Below are 19,533 nucleotides of genomic sequence, written 5' to 3' on the forward strand. Positions count from 1 at the left end.
GACTCACCCAATCCTCGCCGTACGGTGGCACAGACCCTTGAGGTGCCGCTCCGAACATGGGCGACTCGCTCCTGCGGGGCTATGGAGTCTGGCTCTCGCGCGTGACGCATGAACGCGCTCAGGTCTACCGCCTGGGAGGCGATGAGTTCGTCGTCTTGGTGCGTCACACGCTGCTGTCGCCGGAAGCGTTCTCAGCCTGGGCGATGAACCGTCTGCAAATTCCTTTTGTCGACGACGTGAGTGCAGCAATTGGGATTGCGTGGCGGCATGAGTGTGAGAATGTCCGGGCGGTGTTGGGGCTGGCAGATGAGCGGATGTACGCGGTCAAGAAAGCTGACGCTCCTACGACGGCCACTCAGGAACGTCGCCGTTTCCGCACGCCAACTTGAACCCTTGTGGCACGAGTGGCCGAGCAGTAGACCTGCTGCAAAAGGTGCTGGGTCAGGAGGAACTCGGTTTTGATCTCAAAGTGATGCGCGATCTGGATCTCCTGATGGCCCAAGCTGTTGAGGCCGCCGCGCCGAACACGCCGGTGCTGGAACTCCAGTACGCAGTGCTCGCCTCTGCTCCTGATCCGGTCGTGGGGAGCTACGGCGAGCACTAAGACTGCGGCGGATGAGTGGCACTCAGGTGGCCCCGCCACTCAGTGTGACACTACCGGTGGTGTCACACCGGCTCGGTCTCGATGACCACGCGAAAAGTATGGAAACTTTGCGCCGCATGGCCAAAGTGCTGGAGATGGACGTAGAAATGCGGCTGATGCCGAAAAGTTTCAGTTGAGTTTAAATCTTAAGATTGTCCTGAAAGCAGCAAAGATCAGGATGCAATTCAAGACCGTTCAAAGCTAAATTCAGCTAAAATGTATCGCAGAGTGCTTTGCCGTGAATCGGGTCACTTCAAGATTCGTGCGCCCTGCTACGCTAAGGGCTAAAAGACGTTCAGCACGAGTTCAATCTGCTGGCTTCCGCAAGGGCCTGAACAGCCCAGGAGCAGGAACTTCTTGCGTCTGCCAGGAATAATCCCTCGTTAGACCGATGTGTCCCCAGCCCAGCCGGGACACATGCTTAAGTAGGATGTCATCTCCATCCTCTGGAAGGGGAACTTGTTTCCTTTCTGTCTGTGAAGTTTGTTCGCTTCAAGTTTTGGGAAAGACCCGTGTTGCAGGTCAGAAAGATGTGCGCCATAGATCAAGCAGCAGGCTCGGCACTCCGCGCAGGCGCAAGTTGTCTCAGCAGTCCGGGCATGTCCCACAGATGCCACAGATCGTCGCCCCTGCCGTCCACCACCCGGACAAAATGCATGTGCCGCACCTGGATCTGCCGTCCGCTGGGCGGCAGGTCACGGAAAGGCCCCAGATGCGTACCCGTCATGACCGAATTCATCGCCACGACATCTCCGCTGGACATCAAATGCTGAATCTCGAAATGGAGATCGGGGAAGGCGGTTCGCAGCATTGAAATGACCTGTTTCAGGTGTGTGGGAAAGTTTGCTCCCGGCGCTTCCTGATGATCAACGGCCTCTGGCTGGAGCAATTCATCGACAGCGCTCAGGTCTCCCCCGTTAAACGCTCGCTCGATTATCTGACGAACCACTTCTTCATGCGCGTTGCCCGACATGCTAAACCTCCTTCGATAGAGCTTAACTACACTTAACCATGTTATACTCCTCTCAATGTCCGAAATCAAGGCGGTTCCTCAGCTGACCCACCGACAGCGCCAAGCCCTCCAGACCCGACAATTAATCGTGCAGGCCGCTACCGAGCGGTTTCTTCAGGATGGCTATGGCAACGCCACCATGGAGTCCATTGCTACCCAGGCTGGGGTGGCGGTGAGTACCGTGTACAGCGCCTTTACCAGCAAACGGGGATTGCTTCAAGCCATTCGGGAGAACTGGCATCAGGACTCTGAGCAACGTGCATTGTACACACAGGCCAGCACCAAACCTGACCTCGCACAACGCCTTGAGTTGGCTGCACACGCCACCCGGCGACAGTGGGAAACTGGCGGACAGATGATCCGGGTCTACACCACGGCGGCGGCTGTGGATCTGGAAGCGGCTGCTGAACTTCAAGAGGCCATGAGCGGCAGACGCGCCGCTCTGGGCCAGACCATGCGGCGCTGGGCACAGGAGTTCGGACTTGATCCGGAAGAGGCCGCCGCCAGCTTCCTGGCCCTGACGCGCGCCGAGGTGTACCAGGAACTGGTTGGCGAGTGGGGCTGGACACCCCAGCGGTACGAGCGGTGGCTGGCCGATGTCCTACAATCGCAGTTCCATCAGTCCAGGACTGCGGACTGATGTGCGGCCGGAGTGTTCAACTTGCAGACCGCAGGCGGCTCGCAGCCGCCAGATCGCGCGTGATCTGAGTTTGGGCAAAAACACCGTGATGGAGATCGTCCACCAGCATCGCTGATATGGGAAGACAACTTGACGTGGGTGAGATCGACGGTTGTGTTGCCTTAACTGGCGGCACGGCAGGCTGAGGGCAGGGGCGATCTGAAGTGGCGATCTGAAGTTCAGATCACCCCTGCCGCGACAGTTGACCACGTCTGGAACGCTTTATTTTGGTTGTTTCTTGGGCAGAACGGACGCCCATGAGGACGCCTGCCCGCTTCTTCGGGTGGCGGCGGTGACGCGAGTGCGGGAATAATGGTGAAGATTGGCGTCTTGGGCAGAACAGCGCCGATGACGACGCTTGCCTGCTGATTCGAGCATGTAAACTCAGGAATTCTTGAGTGCGTTTTTGCCTTTTGAATCCTTGCTGGGATCGCTCTTGTCGCCGTGTGGATCGGTGTTCTTGTCTTGGGCAGAACGGGAGGAATGGCCCCACACGGGTGTCCGTTCATGACGATACACCCGTTTGGGGCCTGCCCGCTGCTCAATGACGTTGTTGCAACGTGCCGTGGAGATCATCTGCTGGTGGTCGACGTCAGCGAGGCCGGGGATCTCTCGAATCGCGGCTCCGGAACTCCTGAGCTGGTCGGTATGGATGACCTCTGGGACATCGTATTCACCCAAGAGTCGGGCCAGGAACGTCTTCGCGGCCTCGGTATTACGGTGACGCTGGAGGAAAGATGTCGAGCACGAAACCGTACTCGTCCACGGCCCTCCAGCGGGCAGGCGTGCCCAGGCGCGTCCGTTCTGCCCAAGAAGAGCCAGTGTCGAAGCGCCATCGACGCTCGTACAGACCTCGTCGAGGTACCATCGAGAACCCCGACGGGGTTCCGGATGGCGCAGGTCTTCGGCAAAGAGAGATCCGAATTTTATGCACCATTCGCGGAGGGTTTCGTGGAGGAGTGGCGTCCTCAAGGGCGTCCGTTCACGACGATACTGACCTGGATACCGCGCTGGTGGAGCAATTCCTGAACGTCCCAGTCACTCAAAGGAAAGCGGTGATAGAGCCAGACGGCGTGCTGGATGATGATCATGCGAAAACGGTGGCGGTATGGCTTGGCGTCAGTCACGGACATTCAGCCTACCCCCACCCGATTGAGGCAACACAACCGTCGCGTGTGAAGAAAACGAGACGCTGAGTAGGTCAGCAGAGTTTCGAGCCTGCACTTCCGGGTTGCGAGTGAGTTCGCGGGTACACTGGCGACCCCAAGCACCCGCTGAACCTGCTGGGCGAGGGCACCCGCGATCTGCAACAGCAGACCATCGAAACCATCAGGCTGGCGCTGAAAGGCGAACGCCTTCGCAGGAACCAACAAGTTACTTGACAGCGACTAGCCTCCATGCAACACTTCATTCAAACGAGATAACGTTATCTGAGGTGAAGATGTCTAGGACTATTAAGTTGTCTGACGTTGCGCACCACGCTGGAGTTTCGGTTCCGACAGTGAGCCGTGTGCTCCGGGGCGTGCCCAACGTTGCCCCTGAACTCAAGGCCAGGGTTGATCAGTCCGTAACCATACTGGGCTACCGGCCTAACCGTCTCGCTAAAAGTCTTCGCGAACAACGAACGAATATCATCGGGTACCTCTCCGCCGGTAACACAGCCACATTCCATAACATTCTTGCTCAGGGAATTCAGGACGCTGCTCTTGAACGAGGCTACGCCGTCATTACTGGTCATGGGAGTTCTCTTGAGCGAGAGATTATGTACGCTCAGATCTTTGAGGGCTACCACGTCGACGGGCTAATTGTCATACCGTCCTCAGACAGTGATCCGTACCTAGAATCCCTATCCCGTCAAATGCCCATCGTTGAAGTTGACCGCACGCTCGGTGATTTCAGCCGATACGCAGTGCTTCTCGACAACCGCAACGCCATTGCCCAGGCGGTCGATCATCTCGTCCAGCTCGGCCACAGCGACATCGGGCTGATCTACGGTGATGCACCAGTGAGTACGGAAGTCGAACGGCATGCCGGTTTTCTGGAGAGTCTGGCTGCTCACGGCTTACCCATCAATCCAGGGCGACTCGTCTCTGACGTGTTCTCTGAAGCTGGCGGCATGCGCGCCACCACTTTTTTACTCACGCAAGACACGCCCCCGACCGCCCTGATCGTCACCACCAACGAGATGCTGGCCGGCGCTGTTCAGGCGATCCGACTTCTCGGGCTTCGGCTCCCCAACGACGTCTCCCTCATCGGAATGGATGACGCTCGCTGGACAAGACTGATGGAACCACCACTCACGGTCATCGTACAGCCTGCATACAACATGGGCTATCAGGCCGGACAGCTCCTTATCCAGACCCTTGACGACTCAGCGGAACTTCCCGCTGGTTCCCGTGTTCATCGACTCTCGGCGCAACTCATTGTGCGTTCTTCAACAGCACCCCCGCAGGAGGTTCCCACTATGGCTCCCTAATTTTTTATCGCCCCAAGATAACGTTATCTCATCTGAATTCACCATCACTCTGTCCTGGAGGACTCTATGCGCCGTACCCTGACCCTCACTGCCGCTCTCGCCGCCACCCTCGCCCTTTCTCTTGCACAGGCTAAAGACATCACCGTCTGGGTCATCGACGGAACCTCCGAGCGCCCCTATTTCCTCCAGCTCGAAAAGGCCTTCAACGCCGCAAACGCCAGCAAAGGCATTACCGCCAAGGTCACCCCGATCCCCAACATCAACGACGCTCTCAAGGCCGGCTTTCTCAGCAAGAAACTTCCCGACGTCATCATGCTCGACGGCCCCAACATGGCCAACTACGTCTGGTCTGGCCAGCTCACCCCTCTCAATTCCTACCTCGACAAGGCCATGTTGAGTGATTTGCTTCCTGCCATCCGCGCTCAGGGTACGTACAGCCCGGACGGCAAGATGTACTCCGTCAGTCCTTACGACTCCACTGTGCTGCTCTGGGGCAATAAAAAGTACCTCAAAGCTGCTGGCGTCCGCATTCCGAAGAACGTCAACGATGCATGGACCTTGACTGAATTCCAAGATGCCCTGAGTAAACTCAGCAAGGTCAAGGGCGTCACATGGCCCCTGGATCTCAAGCTGAACTACAGTGGCGAGTGGCTCAGTTTCGGCTTTGCTCCTTTGCTGCAATCCTGCGGCGCTGACCTGATCAACCGCAAGACCTGGCAGGCTACTGGCACCCTGAACTCCCCGGCGTCGGTCAAGATACTTACCACCTTGCAGGATTGGAAGAACAAGAAATGGATCGTGCCACAGAGTGGCGGTGACAACCGTTTTTACGGCGATAAAACGGCTGCCCTCGCGTGGGTCGGCAACTGGATGTGGCGCGATCACAAAGCTGGCCTCAAGGACGATCTGGTGCTTATTCCCGCGCCGAAGTTCTGCGGGAATAAGCAAGTCTCGCCTAACGGCGGCTGGAGCTGGGCCATTCCCGCCAGTTCTTCGAATAAGGCGGACGCTGGCACTTTCATTAACTTCGCCATGTCCACGCGCCAGGTGGCGCAGTACGCGGACATCACCGGCTATATTCCTGCCCGCAAGTCTGCCACGCCCCTAAGCAAGGTGTACGGCAAGGGTGGCGAGGGTGAATTGATGGCCGAACAGGCTGCCACCATCGCTGTGGTGCGCCCGGTGTATCCAGCCTACCCGGTGATCTCCAAGTCCTTCGGGGACGCCGTGCTGAACATCTTAAACGGCGCAAATGTTAAGTCAGAACTCGACAAAGCAGCGGCAGCCATTGACAAAGACATTGCTGCAAACAAGGGCTACCCACCGTTCGGCAAATAATTTGAGCCAGAGGGGGCGTATTGGCCCTCTCTTTTTGCTGTTTTAGTGAAGGAGCGACCGTGCAAAGCCAGTCTCCCCAAGTGCTCGTGGCCAAGTCCAAGGGCAAATCCAAAGATAAACGTCAATCCCTGAGCGAAGAGTTGCTGCTACTGCTGCCCGCCACCGTGCTGCTGGTGGGCTTTCTGATCGTGCCCTTCGTAATGGCCATCTATCTGTCGTTCACTGACCAGCGTCTGATTCCCAATCCGGTGCCTACAGGGCTGGTGGGCTTTCAGAATTACGTCCAGATTCTGACCGATCCGGAGTTCTGGCAAGCTTTCAGAAACACCGCGTATTTTGCCCTGCTGGTTGTTCCGTTTCAGTGTGGAATTTCTCTGTTGGTCGCGGTTTTTCTCAATTCCAACTTTCCACTCCGGTCTTTCTTCCGGAGCATGGCCATCCTGCCGCTGATGACACCCATGACTGTGGTCATCGTCATCTGGTCTGCTTTTTACCGCATCCCAGACGGCCTGTTCAACAACCTCATCAAAGCTTTCGGTGCGTCGACTTATGTGGATTGGCTGGGGAGCGCTGCGTGGGCCATGCCGGCCATCGTGCTGCTCTCTGCGTGGGCTACCTTCCCCTTTCAAATGCTGCTCTACCTCGCCGGCCTTCAGGACATTCCCAGCGAGCGCTACGAGGCGGCCCGTATTGACGGTGCCAACGGCTGGCAGCAGTTCTGGTACATCACTTTCCCTGGTCTTCGCAATACCAACATCCTGGTCCTGATCACCACGACCATTGGAGCGTTCAAGCTATTCACGCAGGTGGACATCCTGACGCGGGGCGGGCCGATCGGCTCGACCAACACCTTGGTTCGGTACATGATTCAGCAGGGGTACTCCAGCCAGTTAGTTGGGTACGGCTCGGCGATGGCCGTGATTTTCGTGATCATCGTTGGTGCTCTGGCCATTTTCCAGCGCGTCCTAGTCAAAAACGAGTAGGTGGCTCATGAAATTAGTACGAATGATTCTCGGTGTGCTTCTGACCCTCCTGATACTTGGGCCGCTCATGATGATGATTTCTATCAGCCTCAATCCGGATGAAGCTGCCATCAACGCTATCTTGGGCACCGCTAAGGCGTTTATTCCGACGGCTCTGTCCCTCCAAAATTACAAGGAGGTCATTACCGATCCGTACCAGCCTTTTATGCGGTACCTCTTCAACACGCTATTCGTGACGATCTGCACGGTGGGACTGGGTGTGCTGGTTAATTCTTCGGCTGCTTTCGCTCTCGCCTGGGGCCATGGAACGTACCGCAAGTTTTACTTGGCAGTGATCATTGCCGTTTTCGTCATCCCCGGGGAGGGCCTGCTCATTCCGCTCATCCTAATGATGAGCCGCCTCGGCTGGCTGGACAGCTATCAGGTGCAGATTGTGCCCTTCATTGCCAGCGCCTTCTCGATCTTTCTCTTTTATCAGTTCTTCTCGAAAATTCCCGCTGAACTCATTGAGGCTGCGCGCATTGACGGTGCCCATCTGCCGACCATCTTCTTGAAGATCGCGCTGCCCTTGAGTAAGCCAGTGATCGCCACAACTGCCATCCTGGGTTTCCTGGACGTATGGAACAGTTACCTATGGCCGAGCATGGTGACGCGTGGTGTGGAATACCGCCCACTGAGTGTGGCAATGGCCGCGTTCTTTGGCAGTCAGCAATCTTACTGGGGTAATGTGTCTGCCTTTGCGGTGCTGATGGCGCTGCCTGTCATCATTGTCTTCCTGATCTTCCAGCGTTGGTTCGTTGCCTCTGTGATCGGTTCCGGCGTGAAGGGTTGAGTGTCATGAGCAGAAATGCCGTCCGTCAGGATCCTTATCGTCCACATGTGCATTACACGCCGGCTGCCAACTGGATCAACGATCCGAACGGGCTGGTGTACTTCGGCGGGCAGTACCACTTGTTCTATCAGTACAACCCTTACTCCAGTTCCCACGCCCATATGCACTGGGGGCAGGCCGTCAGTACAGATCTGGTGCATTGGCAAGAGCGGGGTGTTGCCCTGACAGAAGGGGAACACCAGATCTTCTCCGGCAGCGCTGTGGTGGACTGGAAGAACAGCAGCGGATTAGGTGACGGCACGTCTCCTTTCTTAGTGGCCTGCTATACCGGGCACACCGAGACCCACCAAGCGCAATACCTTGCAAGTAGCCAGGATAGAGGGGAAACCTGGACGCTTCATCCAGATGCGGTTCTGGACCGGGGGAAGCAGGACTTCCGTGATCCGAAGGTGTTCTGGCATGCGCCGTCGGCCGCCTGGATCATGACGGTGGTTCATCCGATTGAGCGGGAAGTGGAGCTGTTGCGTTCGGCAGATCTGCATACCTGGACGTCGCTGAGCGTTTTTGGCCCAACAGGTGAGACAGGCGGCATCTGGGAGGTGCCGGATCTCTTTCCGGTACTGGATGATGATGGGCAGGAGCACTGGGTGCTGAAAGTGGACCTGAATCCTGGTGGGCCGTATGGCGGTTCAGGGGTGCAGTACTGGTTGGGGGACTTTGATGGTCAGCGTTTCACAACCCGCACGCCTTCCCGGTGGGTGGATCATGGCCAGGACTTCTACGCAGCGATCACGTGGCATGATCTTCCGGAGCGCCGGGTCTGGCTCAGCTGGATGAGCAACTGGCAGTATGCCCATCATGTCCCAACTGCGACTGAGGGATGGCGCGGGGCCATGAGCCTGCCCCGTGAGGTGGGCGTCAGCGTTGACGCAGACGGACCGATACTGGTTCAGCGACCGGTACCTGAATTGCAGATATTGAGGCAGACGCTGCGTCCCTTGCATCTGGGAGTGACATCCCTGCAAGTTGATCAGGCACATGAATTTCTCCTGAACTGGTCCGCAGCCGAATCCTTCCACGTGCGGCTGGAGTTCCGCTCGGAGGCAGGCATCGAGGTGAGCGTGGAGGTCACGCCAGAAGAGGTCGTCGTGCGCCGTCCCAAGACGGTGGTCACGGCCGGCTTGGACGGCTATGCAGGGGAACACCGCGCACCGTTGCCGCCGCTGGGGGCGTATGACCTGCATCTTTTCCTGGACGCGAGCTCATTGGAAGTATTTGCTGGGGGTGGACGGGCAATTATCACCGACCTGCTGTTTCCTGCTCAGCCCATTTGTGAGGCGACCTGCACCATTAAAGGTTTAGATCATGGGTCCTTCACGGGAGCACTCTGGCCGTTGAGCCAAGCCGACTTCAGTACCTGAGATCTTGCGGTTTTCAGTCAGATCAGCAAAATACTGTCCAGCACGGTTTTCCAGTGCAGAATTCATAGATGGATTTAGGCAAGCAGTGTGCTGGACAGCTTTTTTCGGCTATCTTGTCAACATTTCAGCGAAAGCAGCACCGCGAGACGTTCGAGGTCGTGATGAACCTCTTTCTGGCTGGTCAAGGCCAACCGCTCCCCCAATTGGCCACTGTCAAATCTCCCTCGGCAGTCAGCCGATTTTTTAATTACTACATCTGGAATATTCGTGCAGTTATCCGGGCTATGCGCCAGCACGCTCTCGATGAACTCGAACGCTTCCGACATGTGCCTTACAGTCACCAGCAGCATCTGGAACAGTTATGTTGCCTTAACTGCAATGCCGGTAAGTTAAGAAGGGAGAGGGGCACTGGCACGTACTTTCTTTGGATAGCGGGTCATCTTGATTTTGACGGCTCGAGGGTACGAGCGAGGTCGTGTTGCTGGAAGTACGAGCAACGCGATGTCACTGGTCAGTTGCTCCAGATACTGCGGAAGACGACCCGCTGCCACCACCTATGCGCTGAGCCACAACGTCCGGATCAGCAGCAGACTGATCCAGTACGAAATTCGTAAAGGACTGACCTCCAAGTGACCGGCCACCCGGGCCATTTCCAGACGCACCAAGTTGTACACCACGGCCAGCGCGAACAGTTCTTGGCGAATTCGGTCTGGCGTCTGAGAGCGCAATGCCTCGTAGGGTCAGATCTGCGCGCAGGTCTGCGAAAGGGAACTTCAGCGATAACCTCATTCGGTCCCAGGATTTCCAACACCGTCCACACCAAGTTGCTTTTAGCTCGTACGAGCCAGTGGCGCTCTTCGCCCCGCTGCTGATGGCGGTAAAACCGCCTGTAATCCAAGAGCCCCCGGTCGACCATCAGCACACAGTGGTCAGGCAGATGTTCATCGAAGCTGCTGGAGAGCGAGGAATCGCTCTCCGTGTACGCGCCGACCTTCAGATCCAGCAGGAAATGCGACCCGAGCGCCATCAGACCAACGACCCTCGGTTGCGGATATGCACTCTCGCGGTGTGCACCACTCGAAGGCAGAGTGAAATGCGCGCGATTCTCGTCACTGTCCGGTACCCGGAGAGTCGTGCCATCAATGCCGAGTACCGCCAGGCCCCGCCAACGGTTGGCGTCAAGCTGCTCGCGACCATGACGAGTGACAACAGCATCGAACAGGTGTTTGAGGGGGGCGATTCCCAGTCGGTCGCGTGCCTGTACCAAGCCCGCCGAACTGATCGTCGTCTTTCCGGTGTGATCAGGGAGGATCAGATGCAAATGGTTACACACCGCCTGAATTGACCGGTCACGCAAGAGCGCCATGCCAAGCATCAGCCATGCGGCCCGTTCTGCGGGGAGCTTTCGGCGACGAACTGAAGCGGTCCCCGTAGCCTCAAGGGCTTGCGTCACCAACGTAGCATTGAGGCTCGTCGCGAAGGTGGCGAGATGATCGAGTGGCTGATTGCGGGCCGTGGTCAGGAATGGGGTGCCAAGATTCATCCTTCATCTTGATACCATCGTTAGTCCGCCCGAACCCCTTAACTTACTGGCATTGCAGTTGAGACAATAGATCCAGTAGCGCTTGAAAGCGTGGCGGGAAAACTGCTCAGATCGAAGTTGATGGAACCGTGACTCGACCACCGGAATTCAATGCCAGTTACACCTCGTGTACTGTATGGAGACCATGACACCTTCCCGCCTGATCACAGTCCTCACCTGTCTCGTGACTCTTTCTGCTGGTGCGGGGGTGGCAGCCTCCACGCTGCCGATCAACCTCGGTGCGCTCAGCAACCCCGGCCTGCTCAAAGGCAACCCGGACCTGGGCTTGCCTGCCCTGAACGCGGCGCAGCGAACGGCCCTCGCCCGCCAAGGCTTTGTGATCGCGCCTGCCAGGTGGCGGCAGTTCGACGCGCTCTACGAGGCCACCCGCTACGCCGAGCAGCCAGTCTTCGTGACCACGGACTCGGTGCTGCATATCTACCACCTCGTCTTCGACAAAATGCTACGCGACCTGGAACGCGAAACGCTCGCGCCGACGGCCCGGCAGCTCACGGCGCGGCTGGTGGTGAGCGCACAGCGTCAACTGAAGGCGCTGGGCGGCACGCCTTTGGAAGAAGACGCGCGGCGGGCGCTGGCTTATCTGGCGGTAGCGGAGAAACTGGCAGATCCAGCGGCTCCGGTCCCGGTGGAAGTCGCGGCGCTGGTGGCGGCGGAACTGAAACTGATCGACGCCCACGCCGGGAGCGCGTCCTCGCCCATCTTCGCGGCTTCAGAGATGCTGGAGGATTACTCACAGTACGTGCCGCGCGGCCATTACACCCGCTCCGAGACACTGAAACGCTATTTCCGCACACTGACCTGGCTGGGCCGCATGAACCTGCGGGTCACAAAGCCCGGCGAGACGCGCACGGCGGCCCTGATCACGCACCTAATGACCGGAGACGCGCAGGCGCAAAAACTGTGGGCGAGGCTGTACGATCCCACAGCGCTGCTGATCGGCGCGGGCGACGACCTGAATTACCGGCAGTACGCACAGGCCCTCCAGGAGGTCACGGGCGGGAACATCCGCAAGCTGGGCGATCCGGCCACTCTGGAAGCGTTCCAGGCCAGTCTGGCCAAGCTGCCACCACCGCGCGTCAACAGCGTCTTCGTGGTGGCGAAACCCAGCGAAGGCGCGGACGTTCGCCAGCGCGAAACGCTGGGTTTCCGGCTGATGGGGCAGCGCTTCACGCTGGACGGCGCGGCGCTGCAGCAGCTTATCTACCGCGAGGTCGGCACCGAACAAAAGCCCCGCGTCCTCCCACGCGGGCTGGACCTGCTCGCCGCCATGGGCAGCGACCCCGCGCTGAACGAGTTGCGGACACTGGGCGACGCGGCCTATGCCAACTACGGGCCGCAGATGCAAAAGACCCGCGCCCAGTTCACGGCGCTGCAACCCGCCGACTGGAACGCCAACGTCTACAGCGGCTGGTTATATGTGCTACAGGCGCTGGCGAAACCGGAAGCGCGAGACAGCCGCTATCCGGCCTTCATGCGGACCCCGGCGTGGACGCGCAAGGAGATGCTCACCGCGCTGGGATCGTGGACTGAACTGCGGCATGACACACTGCTGTACGCCAAACAGGTCATGGTCGAGATGGGTGGGGGCGAGGAACCCGAACACCCGCACGGGTATGTGGAGCCAAACGCCCAGGTCTGGACCCGGTTACTGGCGCTGGAAGCCCTGACCCGCCGCGTGCTTACCAATCAGAAGATTCTTTCCGAGCGCACCGATAACAACTTGACGGAACTCCGCGACATGCTGGAGTTTCTGAAGACGGTCAGCGCCAAACAACTGGCCGGACAGCCGCTGAGCCGCGACAGTTATGACCGCATCCACTTTTTCGGCGGCTGGCTGGAGCAGCTCAAAATTGCCAGCACCGATCCCGAGGGTGGCGATGACGGTGGTACGCCCTCCTTCGATGAGCAGCCCTATGCGGGCGTGGTGGCAGACGTGGCGACGGCGAACGGTGTGGCTCTGGAGGAGGGCACCGGCACCGTTCACGAGTTGTACGCTGTCGTGCCGGACGGGCGCGGCGGGCAGCAGATCGCGCGGGGCGGGGTGTATTCGCAGTACGAGTTCACGGTTCCTGTTTCTCAGCGCCTGACCGACGAGACGTGGCGGGCGCGGCTGAAAGAGGGAAAACTGCCGCCGACGCACCCGTGGCTGGACGGTATCGTGGTGAAGTGAGGGCCGTGACGTGAATGCCAGCACCACGCTGCTGTCTGTCCTCGGCCTGCTGGCCCTGACTTCTGGCGGGCGGGAAAACACGATACCGCTGACGTTCGCGTTGGTGGGGGACGTGAGCGTGGGGCGTGGAGTGGCTCAGATCAACGCCGCAAACTGGGGCGCTGCTCTTTCAGATGTTCAGGCGGCGCTCAAGGCCGACGCCACCTTCGGCAACCTCGAGTCGCCTCTGACCACGCAGCCTCACCGGGGAAGCGGCCTGGATCTGCGTGCGCCACCTGCCGGGGTGGCTGCCCTGGCCGCCTTCACCCATCTGGGTGTGGAGAACAATCACGCGCTGGACGGCGGCGTAGCGGGACAGACGCAGACCCGGACGGTGCTTGAGAAAAACGGTGTGACCCCGGTAACGCGTAGGTTGACTGTAACGCGGGTGCGCGGCGTTCCCGTCGCCTGGACAGCGTTCTTTGACGACGGCCACACACTGCCCCCCCTGGCCGCCATCCGGGAGGGTAGGCGGAGGGCACAGATAGTGGTGGTGGGGGTTCACTGGGGAGCGGAATATGGCCCGGTCACGGCGCAGCAGCGCTGGCTGGCCCACGCGTTGGCCGCAGCGGGGGCAGACCTGATCGTAGGCAGCGGGCCACACGTCCTGCAAGGCCATGAGCGGATAGGCAACACCCTGGTGCTGTATAGCCTGGGCAACCTGCTCTTGGATCAACCTTACCCGGACGCGCGGGTGGGGGCGGTGGTGCGGGTCACGCGGGAACTGGCAGGCTGGAGCGCCTGCGCCGTCCCCACCCGCTACCGGGCAGGCCGCATCTCGCCCGCCAACGGGAAGGAGCGCCCCCGGATTCTCGCCCGGCTGGGGCTGGACGGCTGCGGGTGAAGCCCTTTCTGCCCACATTGCTGCTGATCGGTGTAGCGCTGGCCGGTGGGGCTAAGGGCGGCTGGTACACGCTTCGGGCAGATGGCACGCTCATTTCTACAGGGGCGCTGCGTCCTCCCTTGGCCTGCCCTCCTCTGAAGCTGCCGAAGTCCTGGGACGTGCGCTCGCAGGTCTACGCCGACGTGACGGGTGACGGCAGTCCCGAATGCGTCCTGGCTGTGTGGCGGCCCTGGCACGACTGGCCGATCACGCGTTGGTCTTCTTCTGGCTCGCCTATCACCGCCAACCACGACGCACGCGGCTATAGCGCCCACGTCGCGGTTCTCAAGCCTGAGTCGGGCGGGAGCTACCGTGAAATCTGGGTAGGCAGTGCGCTGCTCCAACCTGTCACGGCCCTGACCGTGCTGCCGGGTGGACGGATGGTGACGCTGGAGGGTCGTTACGCCAACGGACGGAACGCGCCAGCAGTGGCCCTGAGCGAGTGGAGCTGGACCGGCTTCGGCTTCCGGCTGGAACGCCGCGTGCTGCTGAGCGCCAAACAGCTCAGCGTCGACGCTGCCGGGCAACCCGCCGTACGTTGACGGCAATGGTAGCTTGGGATTAGAGGTAGGGCAACTTCACTAGCCTTTCACAAACAATACCGGACGCCATTAACACTCGTGCAGATCTCGCCCAGGTTCGGTTCAGGGTGCAGTTGCATGTCACCCACCCGTTCTGGACGCTGAAGGTCACGGCGACCTGGGTGTTTTTAGGCAGCGGATTGACCCGTCGGGCGTCCAGCACATACCCAGCACATACACTGAAGCGTTCTGGGCTATGCTCAGAATCGGTGTGCTGAATGCCGCAGCTTCGGCGAACTGCGCGTCGTCCTGCGACACCTGAAAGTCGTTGCCTTTCGTGACATTCCACGGCGATAATGCCGGGATTGAACCATCGTCTTTGAGGATGCTCACTCTCTGATCCTTGATGTCGGTAATGCTGCCCCACTCGCCGTTGTGCTTTAGGCAGATGTCACTATCCACTGGGGCAGTACCCCGACCCAGTGGATAGTGACCTGGTGATAAGTCAGCCGTGCGAAATCCCACTCATCGAGTATGGGGGCATCAGCAGAAGAGTCGAATTCGACACGCCACATTGTGCTGCCCATTCGCCCTGGGAAAGTGTTCCCCCCCGCTTTTTGATGCGCTCCTATTTGCTCTTCCACCAAGCGGTGTTGCCAAGTACCAGCCAGTCCACACTTTTGGCCCCCTTGATCTGCCGCGCCGCCGGGGTAAAGACCTGGGTGTAGGTGGGACCGCTGCGGACGCCTCCGCCGTCTGGCTTAAGGGTCAGCGTATACGAGGCCGCGTCGTAGCTCCATTTGCCGCCTGTCGCCTTCTTGTTGCCCGAACCCGCCGTGATATTCGGACTGGTCACGGCGGTAAAGCTCTGGCTGCTGTCTTCGTAGCGCCCGTCAAGCAGCAGCTTCAAGTCCAGATCACCACTGGAATTGACCGCCGTCTCGCCTATCCCGGAAGTATTCGAATACTTTGTGCTGAAGGTACCGATCACGTCTTTGGCAGTCAAAGCGGGGATTTCCTGATAGTTGCGGTCGCCTTCGCGAATGAGAGATTGGGTGCCTTTTTCGATCTTGTACAACTTGGTTTTACCGTTCGGCGATGTCACCTGATAGCCGCCGCCCACGCTCTTCCAACGGGCAGGCAACTCGCCGTTGTCAACTGCCTTCAGGTCTGGCGAACGGTAATCCGCCCTGGAATCCTCAAGGAAAACGCCGCCAGGCAAAAAGGCCAGACTGCCGGTGTTGTTGAAGGCCTGAAGCTGCATGCCATTGGGCTTATAGACGTTCCTGACACCAGATTCAGACCAGGTGTATAACCTGACCTTCTCGCCGCGTGCATACCCGTTTTTAATGGCCTGGGCTGCCTGGGTAAATACCTGGGTGCGGGCTGCAAGGTCTTTCTTGATGGCCGCCGGATCAAGTTTGACGGAATTGTAGAACTTCACCGCCGCCTGAATGCCGCCCTCCATCTGGCTCCGACTCAGACCAAACTGCTCCAGCGGCAGGGTCACGCCGCCATTCTCTACCAGCAGGAAAAGCGAATAGTCTGGACTGCTGTCGTCGGGACTGTCGCCCCGCTCCAGAAAATAAAAATACACCGTGTTGGGGCCATCCTTGGTCACCTCTTGATCGAGAGCATTTTTCACGACTGTGACCGTCTCTCCCCGGCTGTTTTTCATCCAAGCCATTAAGGTTTTCAGGGTCTGCGGGGCGCTGCCGACCACGGCTTCATGCACACGCAGCAGCGGAAATTCATGATCCTTGTCCTCGTACACCACACAGCGGCTGGGGCAATCGTGGTTCCTGTCCGAGAGCTTCATGTCGGCAGGGGCGGTCCAAGTCACGCCCGCATAACGGGGCGTGGCGGCCTGTGCCCAGACGGGCAGGGTCAGCGTGGCGAGCAGCAGTGTGCGGGCGATCCGGCGGTTTGGCAGTGGCATGGATTCTCCTCCTGACAGAGTAAGGATGGGATGTCTTATACAGCAACGGTGACTGAACTTTACTGGATCACCTTCAGTTCTCGTCTGTCCCCAGAAGTATCGTCGCGCGTTTCAAATGGAGTCAGCTCCTAGAAACGCCTTCCAGCACACGTCTGTATCTTCATCACGTCAGTTGCAAGATATCCGTTAAACTTGGCAAATGACTTCCCGCCTGATCAAGCTGTCACTGGCCGCCTGGCTCTCGCTTTCGGCAGCGGCCCTGGCCCAGAGCGCCAAAAATCCCACCGTGTACATCAACGGCCAGCCGATCAAGGGCACGTTGGTCACGGTGGGCGGCAAACAGATGGTGCAGCTTCCGCTGACCGACTTGCAAAAGTCTGGCGCACTGGTATCGGGCGGCTCAGCGCCGGTCAAGGCTATTCAGGGCTGTATCAATCAGACACTCTTCAATGGCGTGGTCAGAATCACCCTGCTGTAAGCCAAACTCAAAGGAGACAAATACACTATCAAGTTCAAAGTTGCCAACGGAACGCAGAAAACCATCAATCCAAACGGCGATGCCGGTGCTTTTTACGACAGTATGTACGCTGCCAGTGACGATGGGCAGGTATTGCAATTTGGCGCTCCCAGTGGGGATAACTCCGCTCTTTACGGCAACGTGAATGTTACACCGGGAGCTAACGTCGTAGAGGAAGCTGTACTTTCCGACACGCCCAGTTTCAAGGTTACCCGTATTCTGTACCGTCCCGACGAAGATACCCTCAAAAATGGCCGGAAAGACGGTCTGCCCTTTGCGCCCATCAGCAACATGGAATTTGCGCTGAAGTGTAAGTAAGGAATCTGCACGTCTGTTCAATTGGGGTCTGACTCAGGTGAATGATTTGGTTTTGGAGAGTTATAGCTCATCTCATTGGCGCAGGGGTAAGGTGAGGACATGAACAAATCAGCCTGGCTCGCCGCGCTGTTGTGGTGTGAGACCGTCGCCGCTCAGGACGATACCGCCTTCAAATGGGTGACCAAACCTGGTAAGGGCCTACAGATGGCCCAGATCGACAGCATTTATTACGACGGGTATCTGACGACTACGGTAACGGGAACCATGTTCCAGGAAGACACCATGCTGCTCCTGAAGGACGGCACGTTTTACTCCGGGCTTCAGGTGTCGCCCGCCGACTTGAACGTGGCCGCCTCACGCAAGAATGAACCGGACGAGTGGGGGAAATGGAAACGGCAGGGGCAGAAGGTACTGGTTCAAGACCCCGATACCGGGAAGTGGGATGAGATTTCCGGCTTCAAGGTCGTCCCTGCCGCTCCGAACGAGCGGATCAAGATCACGGCGCAGGCGGCCAGTTCAGTCAGCTTCGGTGGATTTGGTGGGTTCAGCTCTTTCAACACCTTGATCTTCAACAAGGATGGCACTTTCGAGAGATCAGGGATGACCGTCGGTGGGAGCGGCAGCGCACAGGCCACGGGTGGTGTCTCGGTGGCCAGCACCAAGACCTCAGGGAAGGATGGCTGCTCCAGTGCCACCAGCGTCAGCTCTACCGCCGCCGCAGGGGGCAGCAGCAACAGCAACTCAAGCTGCGGCAAAGACAACCAAGGTCGCTACAAACTGGACGGCTACACGGCTGAATTCCGGGACGCCAGCGGCAAAACTCAGCGGCTGCTGTTCTTTTTCTGGGAGAAGGACAAAAAGCATCTGTTTATCGGCGACGCGACGTTTTCCGCTGAATAGGATCCGATGATCAGAATCCCCCTGACTAGATAAATCTGACTGATCTCCGATGGAGTTCTGCACTTGGTGACACGAATGCTACTTGGGAGCCGTGTGACAGGAAGAAGGGCCTAACGCTCGGCAGGATCGGAGCGACCTAGCCCAGTGTCGACCTGGGCTATACCCCAGGTCGACACTTATCACAAATACTGACGACGGTCTAAAAGCATCGTTGCCAAGCGCAAGATAGAACGTTCTCACAGTGGGATCCACTTTAGATCTCGTATGGAGGTTGTGTTGCCTTAACTGGCGGCACGGCAGGCTGAGGGCAGGGGCGATCTGAAGTGGCGATCTGAAGTTCAGATCACCCCTGCCGCGACAGTTGACCACGTCTGGAACGCTTTATTTTGGTTGTTTCTTGGGCAGAACGGACGCACATGAGGACGCCTGCCCACTTCTTCGGGTGGCGGCGGTGACGCGAGTGCGGGAATAATGGTGAAGATTGGCGTCTTGGGCAGAACAGCGCCGATGACGACGCTTGCCCGCTGATTCGAGCATGTAAACTCAGGAATTCTTGAGTGCGTTTTTGCCTTTTGAATCCTTGCTGGGATCGCTCTTGTCGCCGTGTGGATCGGTGTTCTTGTCTTGGGCAGAACGGGAGGAATGGCCCCACACGGGTGTCCGTTCATGACGATACACCCGTATGGGGCCTGCCCGCTGCTCAATGACGTTGTTGCAACGTGCCGTGGAGATCACCTGCTGGTGGTCGACGTCAGCGAGGCCGGGGATCTCTCGAATCGCGGCTCCGGAACTCCTGAGCTGGTCGGTATGGATGACCTCTGGGACATCGTATTCACCCAAGAGTCGGGCCAGGAACGTCTTCGCGGCCTCGGTATTACGGTGACGCTGGAGGAAAGATGTCGAGCACGAAACCGTACTCGTCCACGGCCCTCCAGCGGGCAGGCGTGCCCAGGCGCGTCCGTTCTGCCCAAGAAGAGCCAGTGTCGAAGCGCCATCGACGCTCGTACAGACCTCGTCGAGATGCCATCGAGAACCCCGACGGGGTTCCGGATGGCGCAGGTCTTCGGCAAAGAGAGATTCGAATTTTATGCACCATTCGCGGAGGGTTTCGTGGAGGAGTGGCGTCCTCAAGGGCGTCCGTTCACGACGATACTGACCTGGATACCGCGCTGGTGGAGCAATTCCTGAACGTCCCAGTCACTCAAAGGAAAGCGGTGATAGAGCCAGACGGCGTGCTGGATGATGATCATGCGAAAACG

Annotated in this window: 20 protein-coding genes and 3 pseudogenes; 15 read left to right on the plus strand and 8 right to left on the minus strand. The window is 58.6% G+C overall.

Features of this window, described 5'->3' with window-relative positions:
• Positions 1 to 56 precede the first annotated feature (56 nt).
• Genes EHF33_RS15765 through EHF33_RS21200 form a run of 3 tightly spaced genes read left to right on the plus strand, consistent with a single transcriptional unit; the run spans position 57 to position 780 of the window.
• Positions 57 to 389 (plus strand): diguanylate cyclase domain-containing protein, encoded by a 333-nt coding sequence (locus EHF33_RS15765; protein ID WP_124873886.1) that lies wholly within the window; start codon positions 57 to 59, stop codon positions 387 to 389.
• A complete protein-coding gene (locus EHF33_RS15770; protein ID WP_124873888.1) occupies positions 386 to 604 on the plus strand; it encodes a hypothetical protein in 219 nt (72 codons plus the stop codon). The genes EHF33_RS15765 and EHF33_RS15770 overlap by 4 nt, the downstream gene beginning before the upstream one ends.
• A gap of 11 nt (positions 605 to 615) precedes the next feature.
• Positions 616 to 780, plus strand: coding sequence for a hypothetical protein (locus EHF33_RS21200; protein ID WP_164473567.1), 165 nt, complete (start codon positions 616 to 618; stop codon positions 778 to 780).
• Between the two features lie 407 nt (positions 781 to 1,187).
• Here the strand turns inward: EHF33_RS21200 and EHF33_RS15775 are convergent, their stop codons facing one another.
• A complete protein-coding gene (locus EHF33_RS15775) occupies positions 1,188 to 1,616 on the minus strand; it encodes an ester cyclase (protein ID WP_124873890.1) in 429 nt (142 codons plus the stop codon).
• Positions 1,617 to 1,671: 55 nt separating this feature from the next.
• On the opposite strand from EHF33_RS15775, the gene EHF33_RS15780 reads away from it, so the two are divergent.
• Positions 1,672 to 2,295: a TetR/AcrR family transcriptional regulator gene (locus EHF33_RS15780; protein WP_124873892.1), complete on the plus strand. Its 624-nt coding sequence runs from the start codon at positions 1,672 to 1,674 to the stop codon at positions 2,293 to 2,295.
• Positions 2,296 to 2,556: 261 nt separating this feature from the next.
• On the opposite strand, the pseudogene EHF33_RS15785 reads toward EHF33_RS15780, so the two are convergent.
• Positions 2,557 to 3,467: pseudogene (locus tag EHF33_RS15785) on the minus strand (IS6 family transposase).
• 308 nt (positions 3,468 to 3,775) lie between these two features.
• Between EHF33_RS15785 and EHF33_RS15790 the strand changes: the two are divergent.
• The 5 genes from EHF33_RS15790 (at position 3,776) to EHF33_RS15810 (ending at position 9,384) form a co-directional block, all read left to right on the plus strand.
• Positions 3,776 to 4,810: a LacI family DNA-binding transcriptional regulator gene (locus EHF33_RS15790; RefSeq protein ID WP_124873894.1), complete on the plus strand. Its 1,035-nt coding sequence runs from the start codon at positions 3,776 to 3,778 to the stop codon at positions 4,808 to 4,810.
• Positions 4,811 to 4,876: 66 nt separating this feature from the next.
• Positions 4,877 to 6,148 carry an ABC transporter substrate-binding protein gene (locus tag EHF33_RS15795; RefSeq protein WP_124873896.1) on the plus strand — a complete coding sequence of 424 codons (1,272 nt, stop codon included), beginning with the start codon at positions 4,877 to 4,879 and terminating at the stop codon, positions 6,146 to 6,148.
• A gap of 59 nt (positions 6,149 to 6,207) precedes the next feature.
• Positions 6,208 to 7,131, plus strand: coding sequence for a carbohydrate ABC transporter permease (locus EHF33_RS15800; RefSeq protein WP_241191340.1), 924 nt, complete (start codon positions 6,208 to 6,210; stop codon positions 7,129 to 7,131).
• A 7-nt stretch (positions 7,132 to 7,138) separates the two neighbouring features.
• Positions 7,139 to 7,963 carry a carbohydrate ABC transporter permease gene (locus tag EHF33_RS15805; RefSeq protein ID WP_124873898.1) on the plus strand — a complete coding sequence of 275 codons (825 nt, stop codon included), beginning with the start codon at positions 7,139 to 7,141 and terminating at the stop codon, positions 7,961 to 7,963.
• Between the two features lie 5 nt (positions 7,964 to 7,968).
• Positions 7,969 to 9,384: a glycoside hydrolase family 32 protein gene (locus tag EHF33_RS15810; protein ID WP_124873900.1), complete on the plus strand. Its 1,416-nt coding sequence runs from the start codon at positions 7,969 to 7,971 to the stop codon at positions 9,382 to 9,384.
• Between the two features lie 116 nt (positions 9,385 to 9,500).
• Here the strand turns inward: EHF33_RS15810 and EHF33_RS15815 are convergent, their stop codons facing one another.
• The 3 genes and pseudogenes from EHF33_RS15815 to EHF33_RS21970 all read right to left on the minus strand — a co-directional run.
• A complete protein-coding gene (locus EHF33_RS15815) occupies positions 9,501 to 9,734 on the minus strand; it encodes a hypothetical protein (protein WP_124873902.1) in 234 nt (77 codons plus the stop codon).
• Positions 9,735 to 9,938: 204 nt separating this feature from the next.
• Entirely contained in the window at positions 9,939 to 10,112 is a 174-nt protein-coding gene (locus EHF33_RS21555; RefSeq protein WP_241191341.1) for a hypothetical protein, read from the minus strand.
• A 119-nt stretch (positions 10,113 to 10,231) separates the two neighbouring features.
• Positions 10,232 to 10,927 (minus strand): annotated as a pseudogene (locus EHF33_RS21970) (IS4 family transposase); the annotation flags it as partial.
• Between the two features lie 223 nt (positions 10,928 to 11,150).
• Between EHF33_RS21970 and EHF33_RS15825 the strand changes: the two are divergent.
• The 3 genes from EHF33_RS15825 to EHF33_RS15835 are packed head-to-tail and all read left to right on the plus strand — an operon-like array spanning position 11,151 to position 14,621.
• Positions 11,151 to 13,157 carry a DUF3160 domain-containing protein gene (locus EHF33_RS15825; RefSeq protein ID WP_241191343.1) on the plus strand — a complete coding sequence of 669 codons (2,007 nt, stop codon included), beginning with the start codon at positions 11,151 to 11,153 and terminating at the stop codon, positions 13,155 to 13,157.
• Between the two features lie 10 nt (positions 13,158 to 13,167).
• Complete coding sequence (locus tag EHF33_RS15830) at positions 13,168 to 14,040, plus strand: CapA family protein (protein WP_241191344.1); 873 nt, start codon at positions 13,168 to 13,170, stop codon at positions 14,038 to 14,040.
• Positions 14,037 to 14,621 (plus strand): hypothetical protein, encoded by a 585-nt coding sequence (locus EHF33_RS15835; protein ID WP_124873908.1) that lies wholly within the window; start codon positions 14,037 to 14,039, stop codon positions 14,619 to 14,621. The genes EHF33_RS15830 and EHF33_RS15835 overlap by 4 nt, the downstream gene beginning before the upstream one ends.
• A gap of 147 nt (positions 14,622 to 14,768) precedes the next feature.
• Here EHF33_RS15835 and EHF33_RS15840 read toward each other — a convergent pair whose 3' ends face one another.
• Positions 14,769 to 15,062 (minus strand): hypothetical protein, encoded by a 294-nt coding sequence (locus EHF33_RS15840; RefSeq protein ID WP_124873910.1) that lies wholly within the window; start codon positions 15,060 to 15,062, stop codon positions 14,769 to 14,771.
• A gap of 166 nt (positions 15,063 to 15,228) precedes the next feature.
• Positions 15,229 to 16,539, minus strand: coding sequence for a hypothetical protein (locus EHF33_RS15845; RefSeq protein ID WP_124873912.1), 1,311 nt, complete (start codon positions 16,537 to 16,539; stop codon positions 15,229 to 15,231).
• Between the two features lie 199 nt (positions 16,540 to 16,738).
• Between EHF33_RS15845 and EHF33_RS15850 the strand changes: the two genes are divergently transcribed.
• The 3 genes from EHF33_RS15850 to EHF33_RS15860 all read left to right on the plus strand — a co-directional run bounded on the left by EHF33_RS15850 (position 16,739) and on the right by EHF33_RS15860 (position 18,274).
• Positions 16,739 to 17,017 (plus strand): hypothetical protein, encoded by a 279-nt coding sequence (locus tag EHF33_RS15850; RefSeq protein WP_124873914.1) that lies wholly within the window; start codon positions 16,739 to 16,741, stop codon positions 17,015 to 17,017.
• Between the two features lie 102 nt (positions 17,018 to 17,119).
• Positions 17,120 to 17,374: a hypothetical protein gene (locus EHF33_RS15855; protein WP_124873916.1), complete on the plus strand. Its 255-nt coding sequence runs from the start codon at positions 17,120 to 17,122 to the stop codon at positions 17,372 to 17,374.
• Between the two features lie 99 nt (positions 17,375 to 17,473).
• Positions 17,474 to 18,274, plus strand: coding sequence for a hypothetical protein (locus EHF33_RS15860; protein WP_124873918.1), 801 nt, complete (start codon positions 17,474 to 17,476; stop codon positions 18,272 to 18,274).
• Positions 18,275 to 18,655: 381 nt separating this feature from the next.
• Here EHF33_RS15860 and EHF33_RS15865 read toward each other — a convergent pair.
• Positions 18,656 to 19,524 (minus strand): annotated as a pseudogene (locus EHF33_RS15865) (IS6 family transposase).
• Positions 19,525 to 19,533 lie beyond the last annotated feature (9 nt).

This window comes from Deinococcus psychrotolerans (genome assembly GCF_003860465.1).
Lineage (GTDB): Bacteria > Deinococcota > Deinococci > Deinococcales > Deinococcaceae > Deinococcus > Deinococcus psychrotolerans.

Excerpts from the sequence above, each read along its gene's own strand:
- EHF33_RS15855 (WP_124873916.1), top strand. The coding sequence starts at position 17,120 with ATGTACGCTGCCAGTGACGATGGGCAGGTATTGCAATTTGGCGCTCCC.
- EHF33_RS21200 (WP_164473567.1), top strand. The coding sequence starts at position 616 with ATGAGTGGCACTCAGGTGGCCCCGCCACTCAGTGTGACACTACCGGTG.
- EHF33_RS15765 (WP_124873886.1), top strand. The coding sequence starts at position 57 with ATGGGCGACTCGCTCCTGCGGGGCTATGGAGTCTGGCTCTCGCGCGTG.
- EHF33_RS15775 (WP_124873890.1), bottom strand. The coding sequence starts at position 1,616 with ATGTCGGGCAACGCGCATGAAGAAGTGGTTCGTCAGATAATCGAGCGA.
- EHF33_RS15810 (WP_124873900.1), top strand. The coding sequence starts at position 7,969 with ATGAGCAGAAATGCCGTCCGTCAGGATCCTTATCGTCCACATGTGCAT.
- EHF33_RS15845 (WP_124873912.1), bottom strand. The coding sequence starts at position 16,539 with ATGCCACTGCCAAACCGCCGGATCGCCCGCACACTGCTGCTCGCCACG.
- EHF33_RS15790 (WP_124873894.1), top strand. The coding sequence starts at position 3,776 with ATGTCTAGGACTATTAAGTTGTCTGACGTTGCGCACCACGCTGGAGTT.
- EHF33_RS15850 (WP_124873914.1), top strand. The coding sequence starts at position 16,739 with ATGACTTCCCGCCTGATCAAGCTGTCACTGGCCGCCTGGCTCTCGCTT.
- EHF33_RS15780 (WP_124873892.1), top strand. The coding sequence starts at position 1,672 with ATGTCCGAAATCAAGGCGGTTCCTCAGCTGACCCACCGACAGCGCCAA.
- EHF33_RS15805 (WP_124873898.1), top strand. The coding sequence starts at position 7,139 with ATGAAATTAGTACGAATGATTCTCGGTGTGCTTCTGACCCTCCTGATA.
- EHF33_RS15795 (WP_124873896.1), top strand. The coding sequence starts at position 4,877 with ATGCGCCGTACCCTGACCCTCACTGCCGCTCTCGCCGCCACCCTCGCC.
- EHF33_RS15815 (WP_124873902.1), bottom strand. The coding sequence starts at position 9,734 with ATGCTGCTGGTGACTGTAAGGCACATGTCGGAAGCGTTCGAGTTCATC.
- EHF33_RS15860 (WP_124873918.1), top strand. The coding sequence starts at position 17,474 with ATGAACAAATCAGCCTGGCTCGCCGCGCTGTTGTGGTGTGAGACCGTC.